Origin of the sequence: Orrella dioscoreae (assembly GCF_900089455.2) — a bacterium.
GTDB classification, from domain to species: Bacteria; Pseudomonadota; Gammaproteobacteria; order Burkholderiales; family Burkholderiaceae_B; genus Orrella; species Orrella dioscoreae.
On the sequence record NZ_LT907988.1, the window covers coordinates 2,284,961 to 2,303,637 of the forward strand.

Annotated in this window: 16 protein-coding genes; 5 read left to right on the top strand and 11 right to left on the bottom strand. The window is 66.1% G+C overall.

What is annotated here, in order from left to right:
* Nucleotides 1-36: 36 nt before the first annotated feature.
* On the bottom strand, nt 37-996 hold the full coding sequence (locus ODI_RS10675; RefSeq protein WP_067750984.1) for a DMT family transporter: 960 nt from the start codon (nt 994-996) through the stop codon (nt 37-39).
* Between the two features lie 104 nt (nt 997-1,100).
* On the opposite strand from ODI_RS10675, the gene ODI_RS10680 reads away from it, so the two are divergent.
* Nucleotides 1,101-2,456: an amidase gene (locus tag ODI_RS10680; protein WP_098020894.1), complete on the top strand. Its 1,356-nt coding sequence runs from the start codon at nt 1,101-1,103 to the stop codon at nt 2,454-2,456.
* Nucleotides 2,457-2,513: 57 nt separating this feature from the next.
* Here ODI_RS10680 and ODI_RS10685 read toward each other — a convergent pair whose 3' ends face one another.
* The 10 genes from ODI_RS10685 to ODI_RS10730 all read right to left on the bottom strand — a co-directional run bounded on the left by ODI_RS10685 (nt 2,514) and on the right by ODI_RS10730 (nt 15,384).
* On the bottom strand, nt 2,514-3,077 hold the full coding sequence (locus tag ODI_RS10685; protein WP_231968228.1) for an acyltransferase: 564 nt from the start codon (nt 3,075-3,077) through the stop codon (nt 2,514-2,516).
* Nucleotides 3,052-3,804 carry a cephalosporin hydroxylase family protein gene (locus ODI_RS10690; RefSeq protein ID WP_067750976.1) on the bottom strand — a complete coding sequence of 251 codons (753 nt, stop codon included), beginning with the start codon at nt 3,802-3,804 and terminating at the stop codon, nt 3,052-3,054. The genes ODI_RS10685 and ODI_RS10690 overlap by 26 nt, the downstream gene beginning before the upstream one ends.
* Nucleotides 3,805-3,813: 9 nt before the next feature.
* Complete coding sequence (locus ODI_RS10695; protein WP_067750974.1) at nt 3,814-4,641, bottom strand: NAD-dependent epimerase/dehydratase family protein; 828 nt, start codon at nt 4,639-4,641, stop codon at nt 3,814-3,816.
* Entirely contained in the window at nt 4,638-5,861 is a 1,224-nt protein-coding gene (locus ODI_RS10700) for a class I SAM-dependent methyltransferase (RefSeq protein WP_067750971.1), read from the bottom strand. The genes ODI_RS10695 and ODI_RS10700 overlap by 4 nt, the downstream gene beginning before the upstream one ends.
* Nucleotides 5,858-6,409, bottom strand: coding sequence for a dTDP-4-dehydrorhamnose 3,5-epimerase family protein (locus ODI_RS10705; RefSeq protein ID WP_067750969.1), 552 nt, complete (start codon nt 6,407-6,409; stop codon nt 5,858-5,860). The genes ODI_RS10700 and ODI_RS10705 overlap by 4 nt, the downstream gene beginning before the upstream one ends.
* Complete coding sequence (rfbG, locus tag ODI_RS10710; RefSeq protein WP_067750966.1) at nt 6,406-7,500, bottom strand: CDP-glucose 4,6-dehydratase; 1,095 nt, start codon at nt 7,498-7,500, stop codon at nt 6,406-6,408. The genes ODI_RS10705 and rfbG overlap by 4 nt, the downstream gene beginning before the upstream one ends.
* Nucleotides 7,482-8,252, bottom strand: a complete 771-nt coding sequence (gene rfbF, locus ODI_RS10715) for a glucose-1-phosphate cytidylyltransferase (protein ID WP_067750963.1) — start codon at nt 8,250-8,252, stop codon at nt 7,482-7,484. Before rfbF ends, rfbG begins: the two co-directional genes overlap by 19 nt.
* Before the next feature lie 59 nt (nt 8,253-8,311).
* Nucleotides 8,312-13,051, bottom strand: a complete 4,740-nt coding sequence (locus tag ODI_RS10720) for an O-linked N-acetylglucosamine transferase family protein (protein WP_067750961.1) — start codon at nt 13,049-13,051, stop codon at nt 8,312-8,314.
* A gap of 232 nt (nt 13,052-13,283) precedes the next feature.
* Nucleotides 13,284-14,417 (bottom strand): FliC/FljB family flagellin, encoded by a 1,134-nt coding sequence (locus ODI_RS10725; protein ID WP_067750958.1) that lies wholly within the window; start codon nt 14,415-14,417, stop codon nt 13,284-13,286.
* A 217-nt stretch (nt 14,418-14,634) separates the two neighbouring features.
* Nucleotides 14,635-15,384: an RNA polymerase sigma factor FliA gene (locus tag ODI_RS10730; protein WP_067750955.1), complete on the bottom strand. Its 750-nt coding sequence runs from the start codon at nt 15,382-15,384 to the stop codon at nt 14,635-14,637.
* A gap of 341 nt (nt 15,385-15,725) precedes the next feature.
* Here ODI_RS10730 and flhD point away from each other — a divergent pair, with 341 nt between their 5' ends.
* From flhD to motB, 4 genes are all read left to right on the top strand, one after another.
* On the top strand, nt 15,726-16,049 hold the full coding sequence (flhD, locus tag ODI_RS10735; RefSeq protein WP_067750952.1) for a flagellar transcriptional regulator FlhD: 324 nt from the start codon (nt 15,726-15,728) through the stop codon (nt 16,047-16,049).
* 21 nt (nt 16,050-16,070) lie between these two features.
* Complete coding sequence (gene flhC / locus ODI_RS10740; RefSeq protein WP_067750950.1) at nt 16,071-16,649, top strand: flagellar transcriptional regulator FlhC; 579 nt, start codon at nt 16,071-16,073, stop codon at nt 16,647-16,649.
* Nucleotides 16,650-16,778: 129 nt separating this feature from the next.
* On the top strand, nt 16,779-17,651 hold the full coding sequence (gene motA, locus ODI_RS10745; protein ID WP_067750948.1) for a flagellar motor stator protein MotA: 873 nt from the start codon (nt 16,779-16,781) through the stop codon (nt 17,649-17,651).
* 8 nt (nt 17,652-17,659) lie between these two features.
* Nucleotides 17,660-18,676: a flagellar motor protein MotB gene (motB, locus tag ODI_RS10750; protein WP_067750946.1), complete on the top strand. Its 1,017-nt coding sequence runs from the start codon at nt 17,660-17,662 to the stop codon at nt 18,674-18,676.
* Nucleotide 18,677 lies beyond the last annotated feature (1 nt).

Sequence of the window (18,677 nt, forward strand, 5' to 3'; positions counted from 1 at the left end):
CGGGCAGGGTCTCGCGCCCAGCCTGACAGGGCAAGATCAGGTGGAGGCCGCCGCCCGCGCCAGGCGGTTGCGCCGCCATTCATACAGCGCGATGCCCGCGCCGCTGCCACAGGTGATGGCGATGCCCAGCCAGGTCAGCGGCCCGGGGAATTGCCCCCAGATCAGCCAGCCCAGCGTGGCGGCACAGGTGATCTGCAGGTACACCAGCGGCGCCAGCACCGAGGCGGGCGCGTTGCGATACGCCTGGATCTGCAGCAGGTGGCCCAGCGCGCCGGACACGCCGGTAGACAGCATGACCACCCACTCCCACAGGCCCAGGTTGGCCAGAACGGGCATGGCGGGCGGCAGCACGAAGGGCAGGATCGCGGTCAGGCCGAGGGCGCCGACCGCGCCGCTCCAGATGAGGGTCGTGAAGGGGTCCTCGTTGGCCACGCGCCGGGTGGCGATGAACTGGGCGGCGAAGAACACCGCGGTGATGAGCCCCAGCACGACGCCCAGCGGGTCCAGGCCCGATCCCGGCCGCACCACGATCATGACCCCGGCGAAGCCGACGGCGGCCGCGATCCAGCGCGAGAGCTGCGGTTTTTCCTTCAGCAGCCAGGGGGCCGTGGCCAGCACGATGAGCGGGGCCAGGAAGATGATGGCCGTGGCTTCGGCCTGGGGCAGGCGGCGCAGGGTCAGGAAGAACATCAGGGTGGCGCACAGCATGGTGCCGCCGCGCAGGATCTGGTCCTGCACCCGCTTGGGCCGCAGGATACGCCAGCCGCGCATCGGCACCAGCAGGCCGGCCACCAGCAGCAGGTGGGCGACATAGCGGAACCACGCGACCACCAGCACGGGTACCCCCGCGGCCAGGACCCACTTGCTGCTTGCATCAAGCGTGGAGAGGCACCACATCGACGCGTAAAGCACGGCAATGCCCACCATCAGGCGGCCCGCGGGCAGCGTGTGGCGGGGGGCAGGGCCGGCGGAGCCGTCGGCGCCGGGCCGGGTCATGGCGAGTCTCCTGAGGGTATTGCTGCCGGCAGTACGCTGCTGCGCGGGCGAAAAGCTGACATGATACGCGTGCTTCCCGCTTTCCTTGCACCGAGCCTGTTCACATCATGCCGACCCTTGCCCAAGCTGCCCTGACCCTCCAATCCGGCCACGAGACCGCCCAAAGCCTGGTCGATGCCGCGCTGGCGCGCGCGCAGCATCCGGCAGGTGAAGGCGCGCGCGTCTATACCGAAATCCATGCCGACGCCGCCCGCGCGGCGGCGCAGGCCTCCGATCTTCTCCGCGCCAGGGGCCTGGCACGCTCGCCGCTGGAAGGCCTGCCCATTTCGGTGAAGGACCTGTTCGACATCGCGGGGCGCAACACGCGTGCCGGTTCCGTCGTGCTGGCCGAGGCGCCCCCTGCCACGCGTACCGCGCTGGTCGTGGAACGCCTGCAGGCCGCGGGCGCCATCGTGATCGGGCGCACCAACATGACCGAGTTCGCGTACTCCGGCCTGGGCATCAACCCGCACTACGGTACGCCGCTGAACGCCTGGGACCGCGCCACGGGCCGCATCCCCGGTGGCTCCTCGTCCGGCGCGGCGGTGTCGGTCACCGACGGCATGGCGTTGGCCGGTATCGGTTCCGATACCGGCGGCTCGGTGCGGATTCCGGCAGCCTTGTGTGGCTTGACGGGGTTCAAGCCCACCGCGCGGCGGGTGCCGATGGACGGCGTGCTGCCGCTGTCTGCCCACCTTGATTCCCTGGGCCCCATCGCGCCTTCGGTTGCCTGCTGCGCCTTGCTGGATGCGGTGATGGCGGGCGAGTCCTGGGAGGATCTGCCGCAGGCCCTGCCGCTGGCGGGTCTGCGCCTGGCCGTGCCCACCACCAAGGTGCTGGACGGCATGGACGTTACGGTGGGCCGCGTGTTCGAACGCGCCTGCGCCACTTTGCGCCAGGCCGGCGCGCAGGTCACGGAGATCGCATTGTCCGAATTGGCCGAGGTGGCCGACATCAATGCCAAGGGCGGCTTCACCGCCGCCGAGGCCTGGGCCTGGCATCGCGGCCTGATCGCCCGGGCGGAAGACCGCTACGATCCGCGCGTGGTGTCGCGCATCCGACGCGGCAGCGAGCAAAGCGCCGCCGACTTCATCGACCTGCTGGCGGCGCGCAAGCAATGGATTGCCCGCGTGACGGCGCGCATCGCGTCGTACGATGCCTTGCTGATGCCTACGGTGCCCGTCGTGGCGCCGCCGCTGGCGGAGCTGGTCCGTGACGAGGCCGCGTACTTCCACTTCAATGCGCTGATACTGCGCAATCCCACCTTCATCAACTTCCTGGATGGCTGCGCGGTGTCAGTGCCGGCGCATGTGCCCGGCGAGGCGCCGGTGGGGATCAGCCTGGCCGCATCGGGCGGGCATGACAGGCGCCTGCTGGGGTTGGCGCTCGCCGTCGAAGCAAAGATGTCCAGGGAGGCCTGACACGCCACAGGGACACCAGGCCTGCGCCCGGGCGCGCAGGCCTGGTGTCCTAGTCGATCAGTCGGAAAGCGGCTGTCGCGTGCCGAGCTGCCGCAGCGGGTTGCCCGCGTGGACGGTATACGGCTCGACCTTGCCGCGCACGACCGATCCCGCGCCAATGACGGCCCCCTCGCCGATGTCAGCGCCGTCCAAGAGGACGCAATTGGCGCCTATCCATGCATCATCGCCAATCCGGACGCCGCCCTTGCTGGGGCGGAAACCTTGCGACCGGATGGGCTTGCTGGCGTCGGCGAACTCATGGTTGGTCGGCGCCAGGGTGCAGTTGGCGGCAATGGCGACCCGGTCGCCCAGCGAGATGCCATGCCCTGAATACAGCACGCAGCCGGCGTTGATGACGCAGTCTTCGCCGATCAGGATGTCTCCTGTGCCGCCTGCGGGCTTGATCTTGACAAAGGCATCCACGACGCTGCGCGCGCCGATGAGGATGCGAGTGCCGCGTACCGAATCTTCGATATCCGCAAGCTTGGAGACGCGCGCGCTGTCGTGGATTGAAATCATGATCGGGTCTGCCGGCAGGGGCTGGGAGTGAACGTGATCAGGCGATGCGGCGCAGGAATCCATCGGGCGCCGACGTGACCAGCAGCTTGTCCTCGATGGATTTGTCGATCTGGAATTCAGGGTGCGACTTGAGCCATTCCCAGACGGCCGTCTTGGGGTTGTTGCCCTTGCTCCAGGGACGGTCGGTCCAGACGTATTCGTCGGGCAGGTCTTCCACGAACGTGTCGAACACGACCACGTAGCTGTCGACCGCCACCAGGTGCGCGTAGGCGTTTAGCTCCGCCAGCACGTGCTCATGGGTATGGTTCGAATCGAGGAAAACCAGGACGCGCTTGCCCTGTGCCTGGGCCTGGACCTGCGCGACCAGGGCCGGGTCGACGCTCGAGCCTTCGAGCAGCGAGATCCTGTGTGCCAGCGGATGCGAGGTGATGGCTTCGCGGTTGTGGGGGCGGATGTCGATGTCGATGCCTAGCACCTGGCCATGGCCCAGCATTTCCAGGATGGACGCAGACATGACGAGAGAGCCGCCGTGTGCCACGCCGGTTTCGATGACGAGATCGGGTTTGGTTGCCCAGATGATCTCCTGTATCGCCATGGCATCCGTGGGGAGCTGTATCAGCGGCCGGCCAAGCCAGGAGAAGTTGTTCATGTACTTGCGTTCCAGCGCCTTGACGCGCCAGGTTTCCGCCAGCGCGCGGAATTCGGCGTCGTTGGCGAAGCTGGCGATGCGTTGGCGCTTCTCTTCGCGGTAGTCGGGGGCGGCGCTTGGCGTCGTTTCGAGGTAGGTCACGATGATCCTTTACGAGCTCTGGCTCTGGATGAATGAGGGGAAATATTCCTGGAAGTCGCGCGGCCGGAAGCCGTACGTCTCCTGCAGGCGGGTGATGTCGATGGGCGAGAATTGCCACGCGGGCGCGTCTTCGTCGGCAGTGCAGACATACCCGGCTTCGCGCGACAGGATCTCCAGGATCTCGGCGTTGCTGGTGCCCTGTCCGCTGGCCACGTTGAGGATGCCGCCCTGCTGGGAGCGCGCGATGCGCGCAAGCAGCGCCACCACGTCGTCGATGTGGATGTAGTCCTTGCGTGACGCCAATGCCGTGCGCAAGTGCACGGCGCCAGTACGCGCGCCTTCGGCGAGCAACTGATCAATGAAGGTGTCGGGATCAGCACGAGGGCCGATGACGTTCGACAGGCGCACCACCCGCGCATGCGGGCGGCCGCCATGCAGGCACAATGCTTCGCCGGTCAGTTTGGAGAGGTTGTACAGGTTTCCCGCCTCGTTGGGATTCACCAGCAGGCTGGCTGATTCGCGCGTGTCCGATGCATTCGCATAGACCCGTGTGCTGGACAGATACGTCAGCGAGGTGAAGGTCGCCTTGGCCAGCAGCCGGCGCAGTACGCACACATGCGCGTCGACGGTGTCCAGCGGGCGCTGGCGGAAATCGGCGGTGAGGCCGATGCAATAGATCACGTGACCAAGGTCGCCCAGCAGGGCGGGGTCTTCGTCGCGTCCCGGTGCAAGGCAGGCCTGTCCGGTTTGGCGCAGGTGGCGCAGCAGGTGCGAGCCGACGAATCCCGTGGCACCCAGGATGGTGTAGTGGGATGCCGTGCCCTGGGTTGCCGTCATCGGATCTCCAGCCTTGGCACGACGGTGACGAAGCGTCCGCCCCATGCCTCGATATAGGCATGGTGGGCAACGATCTCTTGGGCGATGTTCCAGGGAAAGATCACCACCAGGTCGGGCTTGAACTCGGCCAGCGCCGCGGGCGCGCGCACGGGAATGCGGCTGCCCGGCAGGAACTTGTCCTGCTTGGCCTGGGCCGCATCGCACACCAGCGGCAGCAGGTCGGGCTTCACGCCCGCATAGTTCAGCAGGGTGTTGCCCTTGGCGGCGGCGCCATACGCCGCCACGCGCTTGCCTGCGCGTTTCTGCGCGATCAGGAAGTCCAGGAAATTGTCCTTGATGGCTTCCACGCGCGCCTGGAAGTCGGCATAGACCTGGGCATCCTGCAGGCCGGCCTCGGCCTCGCGGGCCAGGACGTTGGCCACGGCCGCCGTGTCGGCGCGCGCGTCATCGGCATGGCAACCGTATACCCGCAGGCTGCCGCCGTGGGTGGGTAGTTCCTCCACGTCGCACACGCGCAGGCCGGCGGCCGCGAAGATGCGCGCCACGGTGTACAGCGACAGGTACGAGAAGTGCTCGTGATAGATGGTGTCGAACTGCGCGTGCGTGATCAGTTGCAGCAGGTGCGGGAATTCCAGCGTCACCGTGCCGCCCGGTTTCAGCGCGGCCTGGATGCCCCGCGTGAAGTCGTTGATGTCGGGCACGTGCGCATAGACGTTGTTGCCGGCGATGAGGTCTGCCTGGCGGCCTTCGGCGGCCAGGCGCCTGCCCAGGGCCTCGCCGAAGAACTCGCGCAACACCGGAATGCCCAGGGCTTGCGCGGCTTGCGCCGTGCTGTCGGTGGGTTCGATGCCCAGGCAGGGAATGCCCGCTTCCACGAAATTGCGCAGCAGATAGCCGTCGTTGGAGGCCAGCTCGATGACAAGGTCGTCGGCGCCGAGGGCCAGCCGCTGGGTCATGGCCTGCGCGTAATGGCGAGCATGCGCCAGCCAGCTCGACGAGGTCGACGAGAAATAGGCGTAGTCCTTGGAGAACAGCGCATCGGCCTCGGCGTAGTCCTCGGTCTGCACCAGCCAGCAGTGATGGCAGACCTTCACCTTCAGCGGATAGTAGGTCTCGGGCGCGGACAGTTCATCCGCGCGCAGATAGGCATTCGAGGGCGGCGCGGTGCCCAGGTCCACGAAGGTCTGGTGCAGGTCGGTTCCGCAATGACGGCATTTCATACGTCGAGTCCGGCGAAATCAGGAGAGAGCAGGGGGTGGGCGCGGTCGCGCTCGGACAGGTCCGCCACGGGCAGCGGCCAGGCAATGGCCAGGCGGGGGTCGTCGTGGCGCAGTCCGCCCTCGGCGTCGGGGTCATAGTGCGCCGTGTGCAGGTACAGCAGCTCGCTGTCGGCTTCCAGCACCTGGAAACCGTGGGCGCAGCCTTCCGGGATCACCAGCATGGCGTGCCGGTCGGCGCGCAGTTCCTGGGCGTGCCAGCGCAGGAAGGTGGACGAGCCCGCGCGCAGGTCCACGGCCACGTCCCAGACGCGGCCGCGCAGGCAGCGTACGAACTTCATTTCGGCGTGGGGGGCGTGCTGGAAGTGCAGGCCGCGCACGGCGCCGGCTTCCCGGGTGCGCGACTGGTTGATCTGGACGATGCGGCGCGTGCCGGCAAGGTCGGCCAGTTCGCGGTCGCAATACAGCCGCCCGAAAGCGCCGCGATGGTCTTCGCGCAAGGGCGTCTCCACCAGCATGACGCCTGCGATCGGGGTGGGCGTGACGTTCACGGCGTGATCCAGCGGGCGCCGGCCGCCTGCGCGGCGGCCAGGTAATGATCGAGCTGGGCGCGCGTCTGGGCTTGGCCGGTGGCGTGATGGTGGCGATACCATTGCGCCGTCAGCGCCAGCGCCTCGTCCAGGCCCAGCACGGGCTGCCAGCCCAGGACGCTGTGCGCGCGCGCGCAGTCCAGCTGCAGCAGGCCGGCCTCGTGCAGGGGGCTCGGTGGCCCGGCCTGCCAGCGCAGTTCGGGCCAATGGCGCGCCAGCGCGGCCAGGATGTCGCCGACCCGGCGGTTGTCCGCGTGGGCCGGGCCGAAATTCCACGCGTCGGCGCAGGCGCGATCGCCAGCCAGCAGGCGCTCGCCCAGCATCAGGTAACCCGACAGGCATTCCAGCACGTGCTGCCAGGGCCGCGTGGCCTGCGGATGCCGGATCTCCAGCGGTACGCCCGCGGTCACCGCGCGCACCAGGTCGGGCACCAGGCGGTCGGCCGCCCAGTCGCCGCCGCCGATGACGTTGCCGGCGCGCGCGCTGGCCACCAGGGGCGCGTCCAACGCATGCCAGAAGGCCTTGCGGTAGCTGTCGACCACCATTTCGCAGGCGGCCTTCGAGGCGCTGTACGGATCGTGGCCGCCCAGCGTGTCGTTCTCGCGGTAGCCCCAGGGCCATTCGCGATTGGCATAGACCTTGTCCGTCGTGATGACGACCACCGCGCGCACGCCGGGCGTGCGGCGGCAGGCCTCCAGCACGTTGGCCGTGCCCATGACATTGCTGGACCAGCTGTTGAGCGGGGCGCCATAGGACTGGCGCACCAGCGTCTGCGCGGCCAGGTGGAACACCACCTCGGGCCGGGAGCGGGCGAAGGCGTCCATCAGGGAGGACAGTTCGCGCACGTCGCCGCGGATATCGGTGGCGGGCGCGGCCAGCAGGTCCCAGTGATTGGGCGTGGCGGCCGGGTCCAGCGCATAGCCGGTGACTTCCGCGCCCAGCTGCGCCAGCCAGCACGCCAGCCAGCTGCCCTTGAAGCCGGTGTGGCCGGTCAGCAGCACGCGCTTGCCGGCATAGCGGCCCTGGAATTGCCTCACGCCCAGACCTTCCATGGCGGGGTGCCTTGCGTCCACAGCGCTTCCAACTGGTTCTTGTCGCGCAGCGTGTCCATGGCTTGCCAGAAGCCCGCGTGCTTGTGGACCATCAGCTGCTGCTCGGCGGCCAGCGCGATGAGGGGCTCGGATTCCCAGCTCGTCTGGTCGCCCTCGATGCGGTCGATCACGGCCGGGTCCAGCACGAAATAGCCGCCGTTGATCCAGGCGCCGTCACCCGCGGGCTTCTCCTGGAAGCTGCTGACCCGGTCGCCCTCGATGCCCAGCGCGCCATAGCGGCCGGGCGGCTGGATGGCCGTGACCGTGGCCAGCTTGCCGTGGCTGGCGTGGAAGGCGGTGAGGGCGCTGATGTCGATGTCCGACACGCCATCGCCATAGGTGAAGCAGAACGGCTCGTCGCCCAGGTGCTTGCGCACGCGCTTCAGGCGGCCGCCCGTCAGCGTGTTTTCACCGGTGTCCACCAGCGTGACCTGCCAGGGCTCGACATAGCGGTGGTGCACCGTCATGCTGTTGCGCGTCATGTCGAAGGTGACGTCCGACATGTGCAGGAAGTAATTGGCGAAGTATTCCTTGATCACGTAGCCCTTGTAGCCGCAGCAGATCACGAAGTCGTTGATCCCGTGGTGGGAATACGTCTTCATGATGTGCCACAGGATCGGCTTGCCGCCGATCTCGATCATGGGCTTGGGCTTGAGATAGGACTCCTCGGAGATCCGGGTGCCCAATCCGCCAGCCAGGATGACTGCTTTCATGGTGTTTGCCTGTCTGGGTAATGCGTGCTTGCAGGACCCGGCGCGCCAGGTCCTGCGGATCAATAGTGACGGTAGCGGTCGATCAGGTAGTTCTCGACCTGTTCTTGTATGCGTGCGAGTTCGGCGGGCGCGAGCGTCTCGCGTGCAAGCACATTGAGGTCGTCGCGGTAATACTCACGGAACGGGCCACGCTCGAGTTTTTCTTTCTTGCCGGTGATGCGTTCAGAAGCGGTACTGACCCGCTCCTGGAAATAGCGCCGGAAATACCTGGCGTCTTCCAGGTAGGCCAGCCGCCCCTTCCACAGCAGGTGGCTGATGAATATCTTGTCCCAGGACAACACTTCGCGCAGTTCCAGGTCGCTGGCCTGACTGCGGCGGAACAGCGATTGGACGATGGTGCAGTTCACCAGTTGCGTGACTGACTTCAGGTACCGCTTGAGCGGGTGCGGGTCGCTGAAGTCATAGATGGCTTCGCCCAGGGGGCTGGTGTTGCCGTCCTGCACGCGGAAGGGGGTTCCGCAAGCCATCGAGACGTCCGGCTCCGTATCCAGCAACCGGGTCGCCAGGCTCAGGTAGTTGGACGACAGGTAGTCGTGGCCGCCCAGCCACATGAAGTAGTCCGACCGAGTCTGCTCCAGCAGGAAGCGGAAGTTGTTGAAGGCCCCCACGTTTTCAGCGTGGCCGAGGATTTCGAATCGGGCATCGCCGCTGATGGCGTCCTGAGCGATCTCCAGGGTCCTGTCCGTGGACGCGTTGTCACCGAGCAGAAAGTGCACGCCGTCGGCATCTTGTGCTTTCAGTGACTGAATCGTCTGTTCGACGTATTTCTCTTCGTTGTAGAGCGGCACGGCGACCAACGTGCGTACCTTGTGTGTACCGCAACGCAGCGCGGCTGCCGTGCGCACGACGGGGATTGGGGGCACAGTGGAGGACGCAAGCGTGGAGGTGGCGGCAGCCGTCCGGGGAAGAAGTGCGGCTGGCGCGCCGAGCGCCTGGAGAATCTCCGCTGCATGGCAGGCTCGACCCGCCGCCGCCCGGCCGTTCCAGCGGCTGCCCGCCTGAAGCAGCAGGTGCGAGGCTTGCTGCTTCGAGAACTTCTCCTTGCGGTGGTCGTCGCCGCGCAGGTAATCGTGCAGCAGCACCGAATCCGGCGTGTAGAGCTGCTTGTCGGCCGGCACGCCGGCCTGTTCCAGGCGGCGCGAGAACTCGAAGCCGCCGTGGCCGAACAGGACATAGTCGCCCCAGCCGCCCAGCGCCACGAAGGCCTGGGTGTTGAACGAGGCATTGCCCTCCAGGATGGGCGGGGCGGCCATGATCTGGTCGCCCAGGCGGTAGTGCGGCGGGCATTCCGAGCCCGGAGTGCGGGGGGTATAGACGCCGCGCAGGCACACGGGCTGGTGCGAGGCGTGCACGGCCAGGTGGGCGTCGACGAAGCCGTCCTGCGGGATGCCGTCGTCTTCCACGAAGAACAGGATGGGCGCCTTGGCAAAGACAGCGCCCAGGTTGCGCGCCAGGTAGGCGCCCGAGTTGCCGTTCAGCTCGACCCACACGTCCAGGAACGGCACCAACGCGGCGAAGTCTTCCGCCGGCGCGCCGTTGTTGACGAAGAGGATCTCGATCTCGCCTTGCTTCTGCGCGCGCAGGATCCTGGCGGTTTCGACGATTTCCGGCTTGTAGCGGTTCGAGATCAGCACGGCGCTGATCTTCGCGTCGGGACGTTCGGTATAGCGCCTGGCGCTGTCGAACCAGTGCGCGTACAGCGCGGCCTTGTGGCGCCAGCCCATGTCGGTCAGGCGCGCCAGCAGTGACGGGTCGATCCGCAGTTCGGCGGGCGCCGCCTTGCCGCCCTTGGCCAGCAGGGCATGGGTCTGCACGAAGTGCGCGGTGTTGTTGGCGCCGTCCCGGTCACGGGCCGCCTTGCCCCGGTTGATCAGTGCATCCAGCGCGGCGTCGCTCCAGGCGCCCATGTGGCCGACCACCTCGGCGATGCTTTCGGCCTCGGGCACCGACCGCACGTTGTTCAGCGTGAAGGCGTCACTGTTGGCGCCCAGCACCTTGGCGACATGTACGTCGTCCAGGTAGCGGCCGCTTTTCGGCAGGGGCGACAGCACCTCGTAGGCAATGTCTTCCAGGCCATAGATGCCGTGCAGCAGGAAAGCCAGCTTCGTGCGGGCATTCGTGTCCAGCGCCTGCAGGCGCGCCTTGCCGGGAATGAACAGCGCGTCGGCGTGCAGGGTGGCGGTGGCTTGCAGGCCCTGCATGCCCGGATGCTTCGATGGATGCGCGTGCGCCATGTCGTGCAGGCGGTACAGCTGGAAGCCGTGATGGCTGGCCCAGTGCTGCAGTTCGGCCAGGTTCGGCTGGCGCGCATGCGTGGGCTGGAAGCTGACCCGGGCTTCGATGATGAGCGCATTGGCCAGCACGCGCGCGCCGTTGTCCAGGATGGCGGCGCTGTCGTTATAGGCGTCCAGCACCAGCCAGTCCAGGCTGGGCAGGCCGTTGATGCGGTCCAGCGCGACGGTGTTCAGGGGCAGCCGGGCCAGCACGCCGGTGGGCGCGCCCGGGCCGTCGGCGGGCAGGGGCTCGAGCGAGCCGCTCTGTGTGGCATCCAGGCAGGCGAACAGGGTGGCGGGCTTGCCGTCACCCAGGCTCATGTTGGCGTAGTAGTGCAGGTCGGGTTGCTGCGTGGCGGGCGAGTTGGCCGCATTGCTGGCCGGGTCGAACACCACCAGCTCCAGCGTGCGCCGCTTGAGCATCTTCTGCACGTTGGCGCGCGAGACCAGGTTGCCACCGTTGTCGATGGCGATGATCTTGCCCTGGAACTGCCACTGGAAGCTCGGATCTTCAGAAGCGATGGCCGGATGCTGGATGTCGGTCGGGCCGGCCTCGTCCTCGAAGTACGGTAGGCCTTCGGCGTCCAGCACCAGCGCGGCGGGCGCCTTGCCTTCGGTATAGCGCTGCCAGATGGCGCGCAGGGCGTTGGCCAGGTTCACGGCGAAGCGCTCGCCGTCGCAGACGGGCGATTGCAGCAGGATGTCGCGCAGGTGGCTGCGGATCGTGGACAGGCTTTGCAGGTCGCCCACCAGCTCCAGCACGCGGGCGCGATAGGCGTCCCAGTCGTCCACGACCAGCTCGGGCATGCCGGCGTTGACCAGGTGGGTGGCCGAGTGGCGGCCGGCGAATGTCGGGCCGGGCAGGGTCACCACGGGCACGCCCATCAGCATGGCTTCGCAGGTGGTCAGGCCGCCGGAGTAGGGCCAGGGGTCCAGCGCGACGTCCACCTCGTTGTAGGTGGCCAGCAGGTCGACGTGACGCGAGTGGCCGTCCATGCGCACGCGCGATGCATCGATGCCGTGGCCGGCCATCGTCTGCGTGATCTGCTCGCGCAGGTGCAGGCTTTCGAATTGCCCGCCCTTGAGCAGCAGGCGGGAGTTCGGCACCTGGTGCATCAGGAAGGCCCACTGGCCCAGCAGCTCGGGATTGATCTTGGTCGGGTTGTTGAAGCAGCCGAACGTGATGTAGCCGTTGCGCAGCGCGGGCAGGGGCGCGACCGGCGGCACGTTGGCGGGTGGCAGGTAGCAGATGTAGTCATCCGGCATGCGGATGAGCTTCTCGGTGTATTGGGCGTCGCTGCCAGGGGGCGATTCGACGCGGTCGCTGATCAGGTAGTCGATGGCTTTCACGCCGGTCGTGCCGATCAGGCCGCCCACCCATTTCACCAGCACCGGGGCGGGCTCCATGGTCAGCGCGCGCATGCGCGTGCCCGTGTTGTGGCCCGAGAGGTCGATCAGGATGTCGATCCGGTCTTCGCGTATCCGCTGGGCCAGCGCCTCGTCGCTCATGTGAGAGATGGGCTGCCACGACGCGCACGCACCCATGATGCGCTTGGTGATGGCATCCACGACGTTGCTGGTCGTGTAGGCATGCAGTTCGATGCCGTAGCGGCCCAGGTGCACCAGGGCGGGCGTCGTCATGGCGCCCACGGGATGCTGGCGGAAACCGTCGGAGATCATGCCGATGCGCAGGACGCGATTGGCGGACTTGTCGGCGGGCGACGGACGGACGACCGCTTTGGTGGGCGTGAACATGGCGCCCCAGGCCTGGCTTGCCTTCAGGATGGTGTCGACGGACGCCTTGGGGTCGTAGTGCAGCGAGGTCAGGTAGTTCGAACGCGGTACCGGGTCGGTCGGCAGCAGGGTCGTGGCCCGGTCGTAGCAGACGTAAGCCTCGTCCAGGCGGCCCAGGGCGCGCAGGGCATTGCCCAGGCTGTTCCAGTGCTCCGGTTGATTGGGTTGTCGTTCCGTCAGCTTGCGGAACAGTGCCTCGGCGTCGCCATAGCGGTGCTTGCTGAACAGCAGCGGGCCCCTGCGCGTCAGCGCGGGCAGGCCGTCGGCCGCCTGGGGAGACAGGCGGTCCAGGCAGGCCATCGCCTGGTCATAGCCGCCCGCCTTGGCATGGACGTCGGACATGCCAAGATTGGCTTCGGTCGAGTTGGGGGACAGCTTGAGCGCCCGGGAGAAGTGATTGCGCGCCAGTTCGTCATCGCCCTGTTGCTGCTCCAGCAGGCCGAGCATGGCATGCGTGTCGGCGTCCTGGTCGTCCAGAGCCAGCGAGCGCTGCAGATTGGCTCGTCCCTGGTCGATCTCGCCGTTGCGGTACTGGTGGTAACCCAGGCTTTTCCACGCAAGGGCATCCTGTGGATGGCTGCGGGTACGTGCCTTGGCCTGCTGGAGAGTGAAGCCGGCGATGACGGCGGCCGAGACGGTGGCAGGAGGAGTGGGGCGGGAGGACCGGGACATGGAAATGATGACGGGACGAATTTGAGCGTGCCAGCAGGCTAAACGAAGCCCGCGCCCCGCAATGGCCCGGTGAAAGCGAGAAAGCAGCCGTATTTCTTGCGGATTCCCGGCGACCCTGGAGGGGCTTGCGCGGCAAACCGTGGCCTGAAACGTAAAAAGCCCACCCCGAAGGGTGGGCTTTGAGCCTGCCGGGAGGGCCCGAAGGCCTTCCCGCGCACTGGCGCCGTGGGGATTAGCCCAGCAGCGACAGAACGGTTTGCGGCACTTGGTTGGCTTGGGCCAGAACCGAGGTGCCAGCCTGTTGCAGGATCTGGTTCTTCGTCATGTTCGAGACTTCCACGGCGTAGTCGGCATCTTCGATGCGCGAACGCGAGGCGGTCAGGTTGTTGACGATGCTGTTCAGGTTCGAGACGGTCGATTCCAGACGGTTCTGGATCGCGCCCAGGTCGCTACGCAGCGTGTCGACGGTGTTCAGTGCGGTGTCAACGGCGGCCAGCGGGTTGGTGCTGGCAACGCGCAGTTCCTTCGAGCTGTCGAAGGTGACGGTGGCGGTGGGCAGGCCAGCGGCGCCGGTAATGTTGGCGTCTTGGGTGGCGTCCGTCACGCGGATGTCAGCAGCGTAGTAGCGAGCGGCGTCGCCGGTGGCGCCGTTCGACACGTACCAGTTGCCGCGGGTGTCTTGCACCAGGTTGGCAGCCGAGAACGTGCCGCCGCCGGCGGTGGCGTTCGAGAAGGTCAGGGACGTGGTGCCCGAACCGACTTCGACGCGTTCGCCAGCCGAGTTGCGGCCCGAGACCGAAGCGCCGCTGCCGTAGGCGGTCGTGGTGCCCGAGGGACCAGCGATGCTGAAGGTGTCCAGGCTCAGGGTCGAGACGCTGATTTCCTTCAGGTTCAGGGTGATGGTTTCGCCGTCACGGGCGCCGACTTGCAGCGTCAGGCTGGTGTCTTCCGACAGAACCTTCACGCCGTTGAAGTCGGTTTGCTGGCTGATACGGTCGATGTCTTCCAGGCGCTGTTCGACTTCGGCTTGCATCGAAGCCAGGTCCTTGGAGGAGTACGTGCCGTTGGCGGCTTGCAGCGACAGTTCGCGGATGCGCTGCAGGTGGGTCGTGATTTCGCCGGTGGCGCCTTCGGTCGTTTGAGCCAGCGAGATGCCGTCGTTGGCGTTACGAGCAGCCTGGGTCAGGCCACGGACGTTCGACGTGAAGCGGTTGGCGATGGCCAGGCCGGCGGCGTCATCCTTGGCGCTGTTGATGCGGTAGCCGGAGGACAGGCGCTCGATGGCGGTGCCCAGCGAGGATTGCGACTTGTTCAGGTTGTTCTGAGCAACCAGAGCCAGGTAGTTGGTATTGATAACAGCAGCCATGATGGGCTCCCAAGAGAGAAGGCTTTTTCAAACCGGGCAGCAAGGCCGCCCTGCGTATCGCTTCAGCGGCATCCGGAGGGGCCGCCAATCTGAACCGATGTCCCGGGTAACGGCAGGCCGATCCTGGGCTTTAGGCGTTTATCGAAAATTTTTCGGTTTTTTTCATTACCCGGGTGAAACGCCGGGATTGGCCCTGCATGGGCGGGGGCCGGGCGGCCTAGATGACCTGGGTGGCGCTCAGGTGTTGCGGCATTTCGCGCCAGGCGCGTTCGGCCAGCTTGGCGCGGATGCGGGCGGTGGCCTGGGTGCGGAGCTGGCAGACCCGGCCCTCGGTCACGCCCATGACTGCGCCGATTTCCTTCAGGTTCAGGTCCTGCTCGTAATACAGCGACAACAGCAGTTTCTCGCGGTCGGGCAGGGTATCGATGGCGGCCATGAGGGCGTTGCGCAGGTCGCCGGTCAGCATGCGGGCCAGCGGGTCGGCCTCGGCGTCGGCCGGCGCGGCGCGGTCATGCCAGTCGGAGTCGCCCTCGCTGTCGCGGCCGAAGTCTTCATAGTGCACGACCTGCATGCCCTGGGCGTCGTTCAGCAGGTCGCGGTATTCGGGCAGCGGAAGATCCAGCGCCTGGGCGATCTCGGCTTCAAGGGGAGGGCGGCCCAGCGCCTGTTCGAGCTTCTGGATGGCCTGCTCGATGCGGCGGGCCTTGGCGCGGACGCTGCGGGGGAGCCAGTCCTGGCTGCGCAGTTCGTCCAGCATGGCCCCACGGATGCGGGCCGTGGCATAGGTCTCGAACTGCGCCTCCGGCAGCGCGCGGTAGCGGCGTGCGGCGTCCAGCAGTCCGATCATGCCGGATTGGATGAGGTCATCCAGCTCGACACTGGCGGGCAGGCGGGCGAGCAATTGCAGCGCCAGGCGTCGCACCATGGGTGCGTGCAGGGCTACGAGTCGGTCTTCCGCGTCGTACATAGGGAGGGCAGGATTGGTGACCCTGCAATTGTGTCGTTCGTGCAACAAGAAACATAGCGCGATCACGCAAGTTTTTTTGCGCTTGTTCAAGGGATTGCGTGTTCTCCTGGGAAAATGGCAGTTATGCTGGTATCTAATTATTTCGATAAAAAAAGTTTCAACGCCCGGTGCACAATAGTTGTCATATTTTGTGAGGAAAATGATACGTAATGTGCTACATTGAATCAATTGCAATGATAATTGATACATTTAGCATCAAATAAGGGTTTTCCGCTGCGGACGTGGGGTCGCCGGATGACCACTTTTACGACCTGGCTTCACCTTCCTTACTGGGACAAGCAATGAAAATGGCCGAAAACGCGCTGCTAAGTGACATCCGCGAAGTTAACCTGTCCTATCTCCTGCTCGCCCAGCGCATGCTGCGAGATGACTACTCCGCCGCCATCTTCCGACTTGGATTCAGTAACGAAGTCGCCGACATCATGATGCGCCTGTCGCCGGCCCAACTGGTCAAGCTCGCGGGGTCCAGCTCCCTGCTGTGCCGTTTCCGTTTCGACGATTACAGTCTCCTGTCCGCGCTCACGCACGATGTGCTTGGCGGCGCGCTGCAGCAGGCCCATGCCACCATCCTGTTGGCCAAGCAGCCGGTTGAAGCACTCAGCTGACACTTCGGATTCCTGATTGCCATGGCCAGTAAAAGCGTAACGAAAGAAGCCGACGAAATTCGTCTCGCCAGCGCGATGATCGAATTGGGCGCGCGGCTTCAGGTGCTCGAGGCTGAAACCAGCCTCAGCCATGATCGGCTGGCCCGTCTCTATCGCGAGATCCGCGGGTGCTCCCCTCCCAAGGGCATGCTGCCTTTCTCGGTGGACTGGTTCATGACCTGGCTGCCGAACATCCACTCGTCGCTGTTCTATAACGTTTACCGCTTCATGGTCGAGCGCACGCCCAGCAAGGGCGTGCATGCGGCCATCGATGCGTATCGCCTGTACCTTGAGCACGCGGCGGTGGAAGACAAGGCCGAGCCCGTGCTGAGCTTCACGCGTGCGTGGATGCTGGTGCGTTTCTTCGACAGCGGCATGCTGCAGCTGTCCCAGTGCACGCAGTGCGGCGGCAATTTCGTCGCCCATGCGCACGATCCGCAATCGGACTTCGTCTGCGCCATCTGTCGTCCGCCTCCCCGGGCCGGCAAGACCCGTGCCGCCGCGCGCGAGCGGGCCGCCCGGCAGCTGGTCGGGACGGGCGCTGACGCTCGGCAGGCCTGAGCGTCATCCCTCTCCGTGGCCGATAAGGCCAAAAAGCCACGAAAAAGCCCCTTTGAACCCGGTTTTCCAAACCGGGCTTAGAGGAGATCATTCTGGGCGATTGCGTGTTAATTCTAGGCAGAGGGTCGTGTGCTAATCGTCATCGGATACATCATTGTCCTGGTTGCTGTGTTCGGCAGCTTCGCCGGACTGGGCGGTCACCTGGGCGCGCTGTATCAGCCGCTCGAACTCACGCTGATCGGCGGCGCGGCTGTGGGGGCCTTCCTGGCCGGCAACAGCGCCAAGTCGCTCAAGCTCGTGGGCAAGGCCTTGCCCAACACGCTGAAGGGCTCGCCCTACAGCAAGGCCAGCTACATGGAGCTGATGGCGCTTCTGTATGTGTTGCTGAACAAGGCTCGCCGCGAAGGCCTGATGGCGATCGAATCGCACATCGAGGACCCGGGCGCCAGCCCCATCTTCGCCGAGTATCCTGGCATCACCAAGGACGAGAAGCTCATGGAGTTCATCACGGACTACATGCGCATCATGATCAGCGGCAACATGAGCCCCTTCGAGATCGAAACGCTCATGGACGAGGAAATCGACACCTACCGCCATGAGCAGGCCGTGCCTGCCGAGGCCCTGCGGGCGTCGGCCGATGCGCTGCCGGCTTTCGGTATCGTGGCCGCGGTGCTGGGCGTGATCAAGGCGCTGGCCGCCGTCGACCAGCCGCCCGCCATCCTGGGCGACCTGATCTCCAAGGCCATGGTCGGCACCTTCCTGGGCATTCTGCTTGCCTACGGCTTCGTGGGGCCGCTGGCCTCGCGCGTGGAGCGCCGTGCCACCGAAACGCTGAAGATCCTCGAGTGCGTGAAGACCACGCTGCTGGCCAGCATGAACGGCTATCCGCCGCAACTGGCCGTGGAGTTCGGCCGCAAGGTGCTCTTCACGATGGTGCGTCCGTCCTTCTCCGAGCTTGAAGAGCACGTGAAGCAGACCAAGGGCCAGGGCAGCAAGGGCTGATCGGGGCCATGAATACGCATAACAGCAACCATCGGATCGTCATCCGCCGCAAGAAGGGCCATGGCGGTCATGGCCACCATGGCGGCAGCTGGAAGATCGCCTACGCCGACTTCATCACGGCGATGATGGCCTTCTTCCTCGTGCTGTGGCTGATCTCCATCGTGCCGCGCGAGCAGTTGAAGGGCATCGCCGACTATTTCAAGATGCCGCTGAAGGTCGCGCTGGTGGGCGGCCCCGATGGCAGCGCCAATCCCAGCCCCGTGCCGGGTGGCGGCGCCGATCCCATTCGTGACGTGGGGGATGTGCGCCGCGCCGATGGCCGCCGTGTCGAGGCGCAAAGCGAAGGCGAGCGCCGTGACCGCCGCCGCCTGGAGGTCCTGCGCCAGAATCTCGAGAACCTGATCGAGACCAATCCGGTCCTGAAGAACTTCCGCCCGCAGTTGCTGCTGGACATGACGACGGAAGGGTTGCGCATCCAGATCATCGACAGCCAGAACCGTCCGATGTTCGCCACCGGCAGTGCGCAGGTCCAGCCTTACATGCGGGACATCCTGCGCGAGCTGGGGCCTGCGTTGAACCAGTTGCCCAACCGCGTCAGCCTGGCCGGCCATACCGATGCCGTGCAGTACGCCCAGGGCGAGCGCGCCTACAGCAACTGGGAACTGTCCGCCGATCGCGCCAATGCTTCCCGCAAGGAGCTGGTGGCGGGCGGTATGAACGAAAGCAAGGTCATGCGCGTCATGGGCCTGTCTTCCAGCATGAGCCTGGTTAAAGACGACCCGTACGCTGCCGTTAACCGTCGAATCAGTCTGGTGGTGCTGAATCAGCGCACCGAGCGGCAGATCGAAAGCGAGGGCGCCTCCGTGGCCGAAGTGGGCACGGGTGGCGCTGGGTCCGGCAGCGCGATGGATGCGGTGCAGGAATTGATCGATGCCGCCGGCGGCGCTGCTGACACGCAGCAGGCCCCTGCGCCGACCCCGGCACCTGCGCCGGTCCCGGCGCCCGGAGGCGAGCAGGCACGATAGG

Bases quoted from the DNA above. Each gene is read 5' to 3' on its own strand.
- ODI_RS10685 (WP_231968228.1), bottom strand. From the start codon at position 3,077: ATGGATTCCTGCGCCGCATCGCCTGATCACGTTCACTCCCAGCCCCTG.
- ODI_RS10720 (WP_067750961.1), bottom strand. From the start codon at position 13,051: ATGTCCCGGTCCTCCCGCCCCACTCCTCCTGCCACCGTCTCGGCCGCC.
- flhD (WP_067750952.1), top strand. From the start codon at position 15,726: ATGAAAATGGCCGAAAACGCGCTGCTAAGTGACATCCGCGAAGTTAAC.
- rfbG (WP_067750966.1), bottom strand. From the start codon at position 7,500: ATGGAAGGTCTGGGCGTGAGGCAATTCCAGGGCCGCTATGCCGGCAAG.
- ODI_RS10700 (WP_067750971.1), bottom strand. From the start codon at position 5,861: ATGAAATGCCGTCATTGCGGAACCGACCTGCACCAGACCTTCGTGGAC.
- ODI_RS10725 (WP_067750958.1), bottom strand. From the start codon at position 14,417: ATGGCTGCTGTTATCAATACCAACTACCTGGCTCTGGTTGCTCAGAAC.
- ODI_RS10675 (WP_067750984.1), bottom strand. From the start codon at position 996: ATGACCCGGCCCGGCGCCGACGGCTCCGCCGGCCCTGCCCCCCGCCAC.
- ODI_RS10730 (WP_067750955.1), bottom strand. From the start codon at position 15,384: ATGTACGACGCGGAAGACCGACTCGTAGCCCTGCACGCACCCATGGTG.
- flhC (WP_067750950.1), top strand. From the start codon at position 16,071: ATGGCCAGTAAAAGCGTAACGAAAGAAGCCGACGAAATTCGTCTCGCC.
- rfbF (WP_067750963.1), bottom strand. From the start codon at position 8,252: ATGAAAGCAGTCATCCTGGCTGGCGGATTGGGCACCCGGATCTCCGAG.
- motB (WP_067750946.1), top strand. From the start codon at position 17,660: ATGAATACGCATAACAGCAACCATCGGATCGTCATCCGCCGCAAGAAG.
- ODI_RS10695 (WP_067750974.1), bottom strand. From the start codon at position 4,641: ATGACGGCAACCCAGGGCACGGCATCCCACTACACCATCCTGGGTGCC.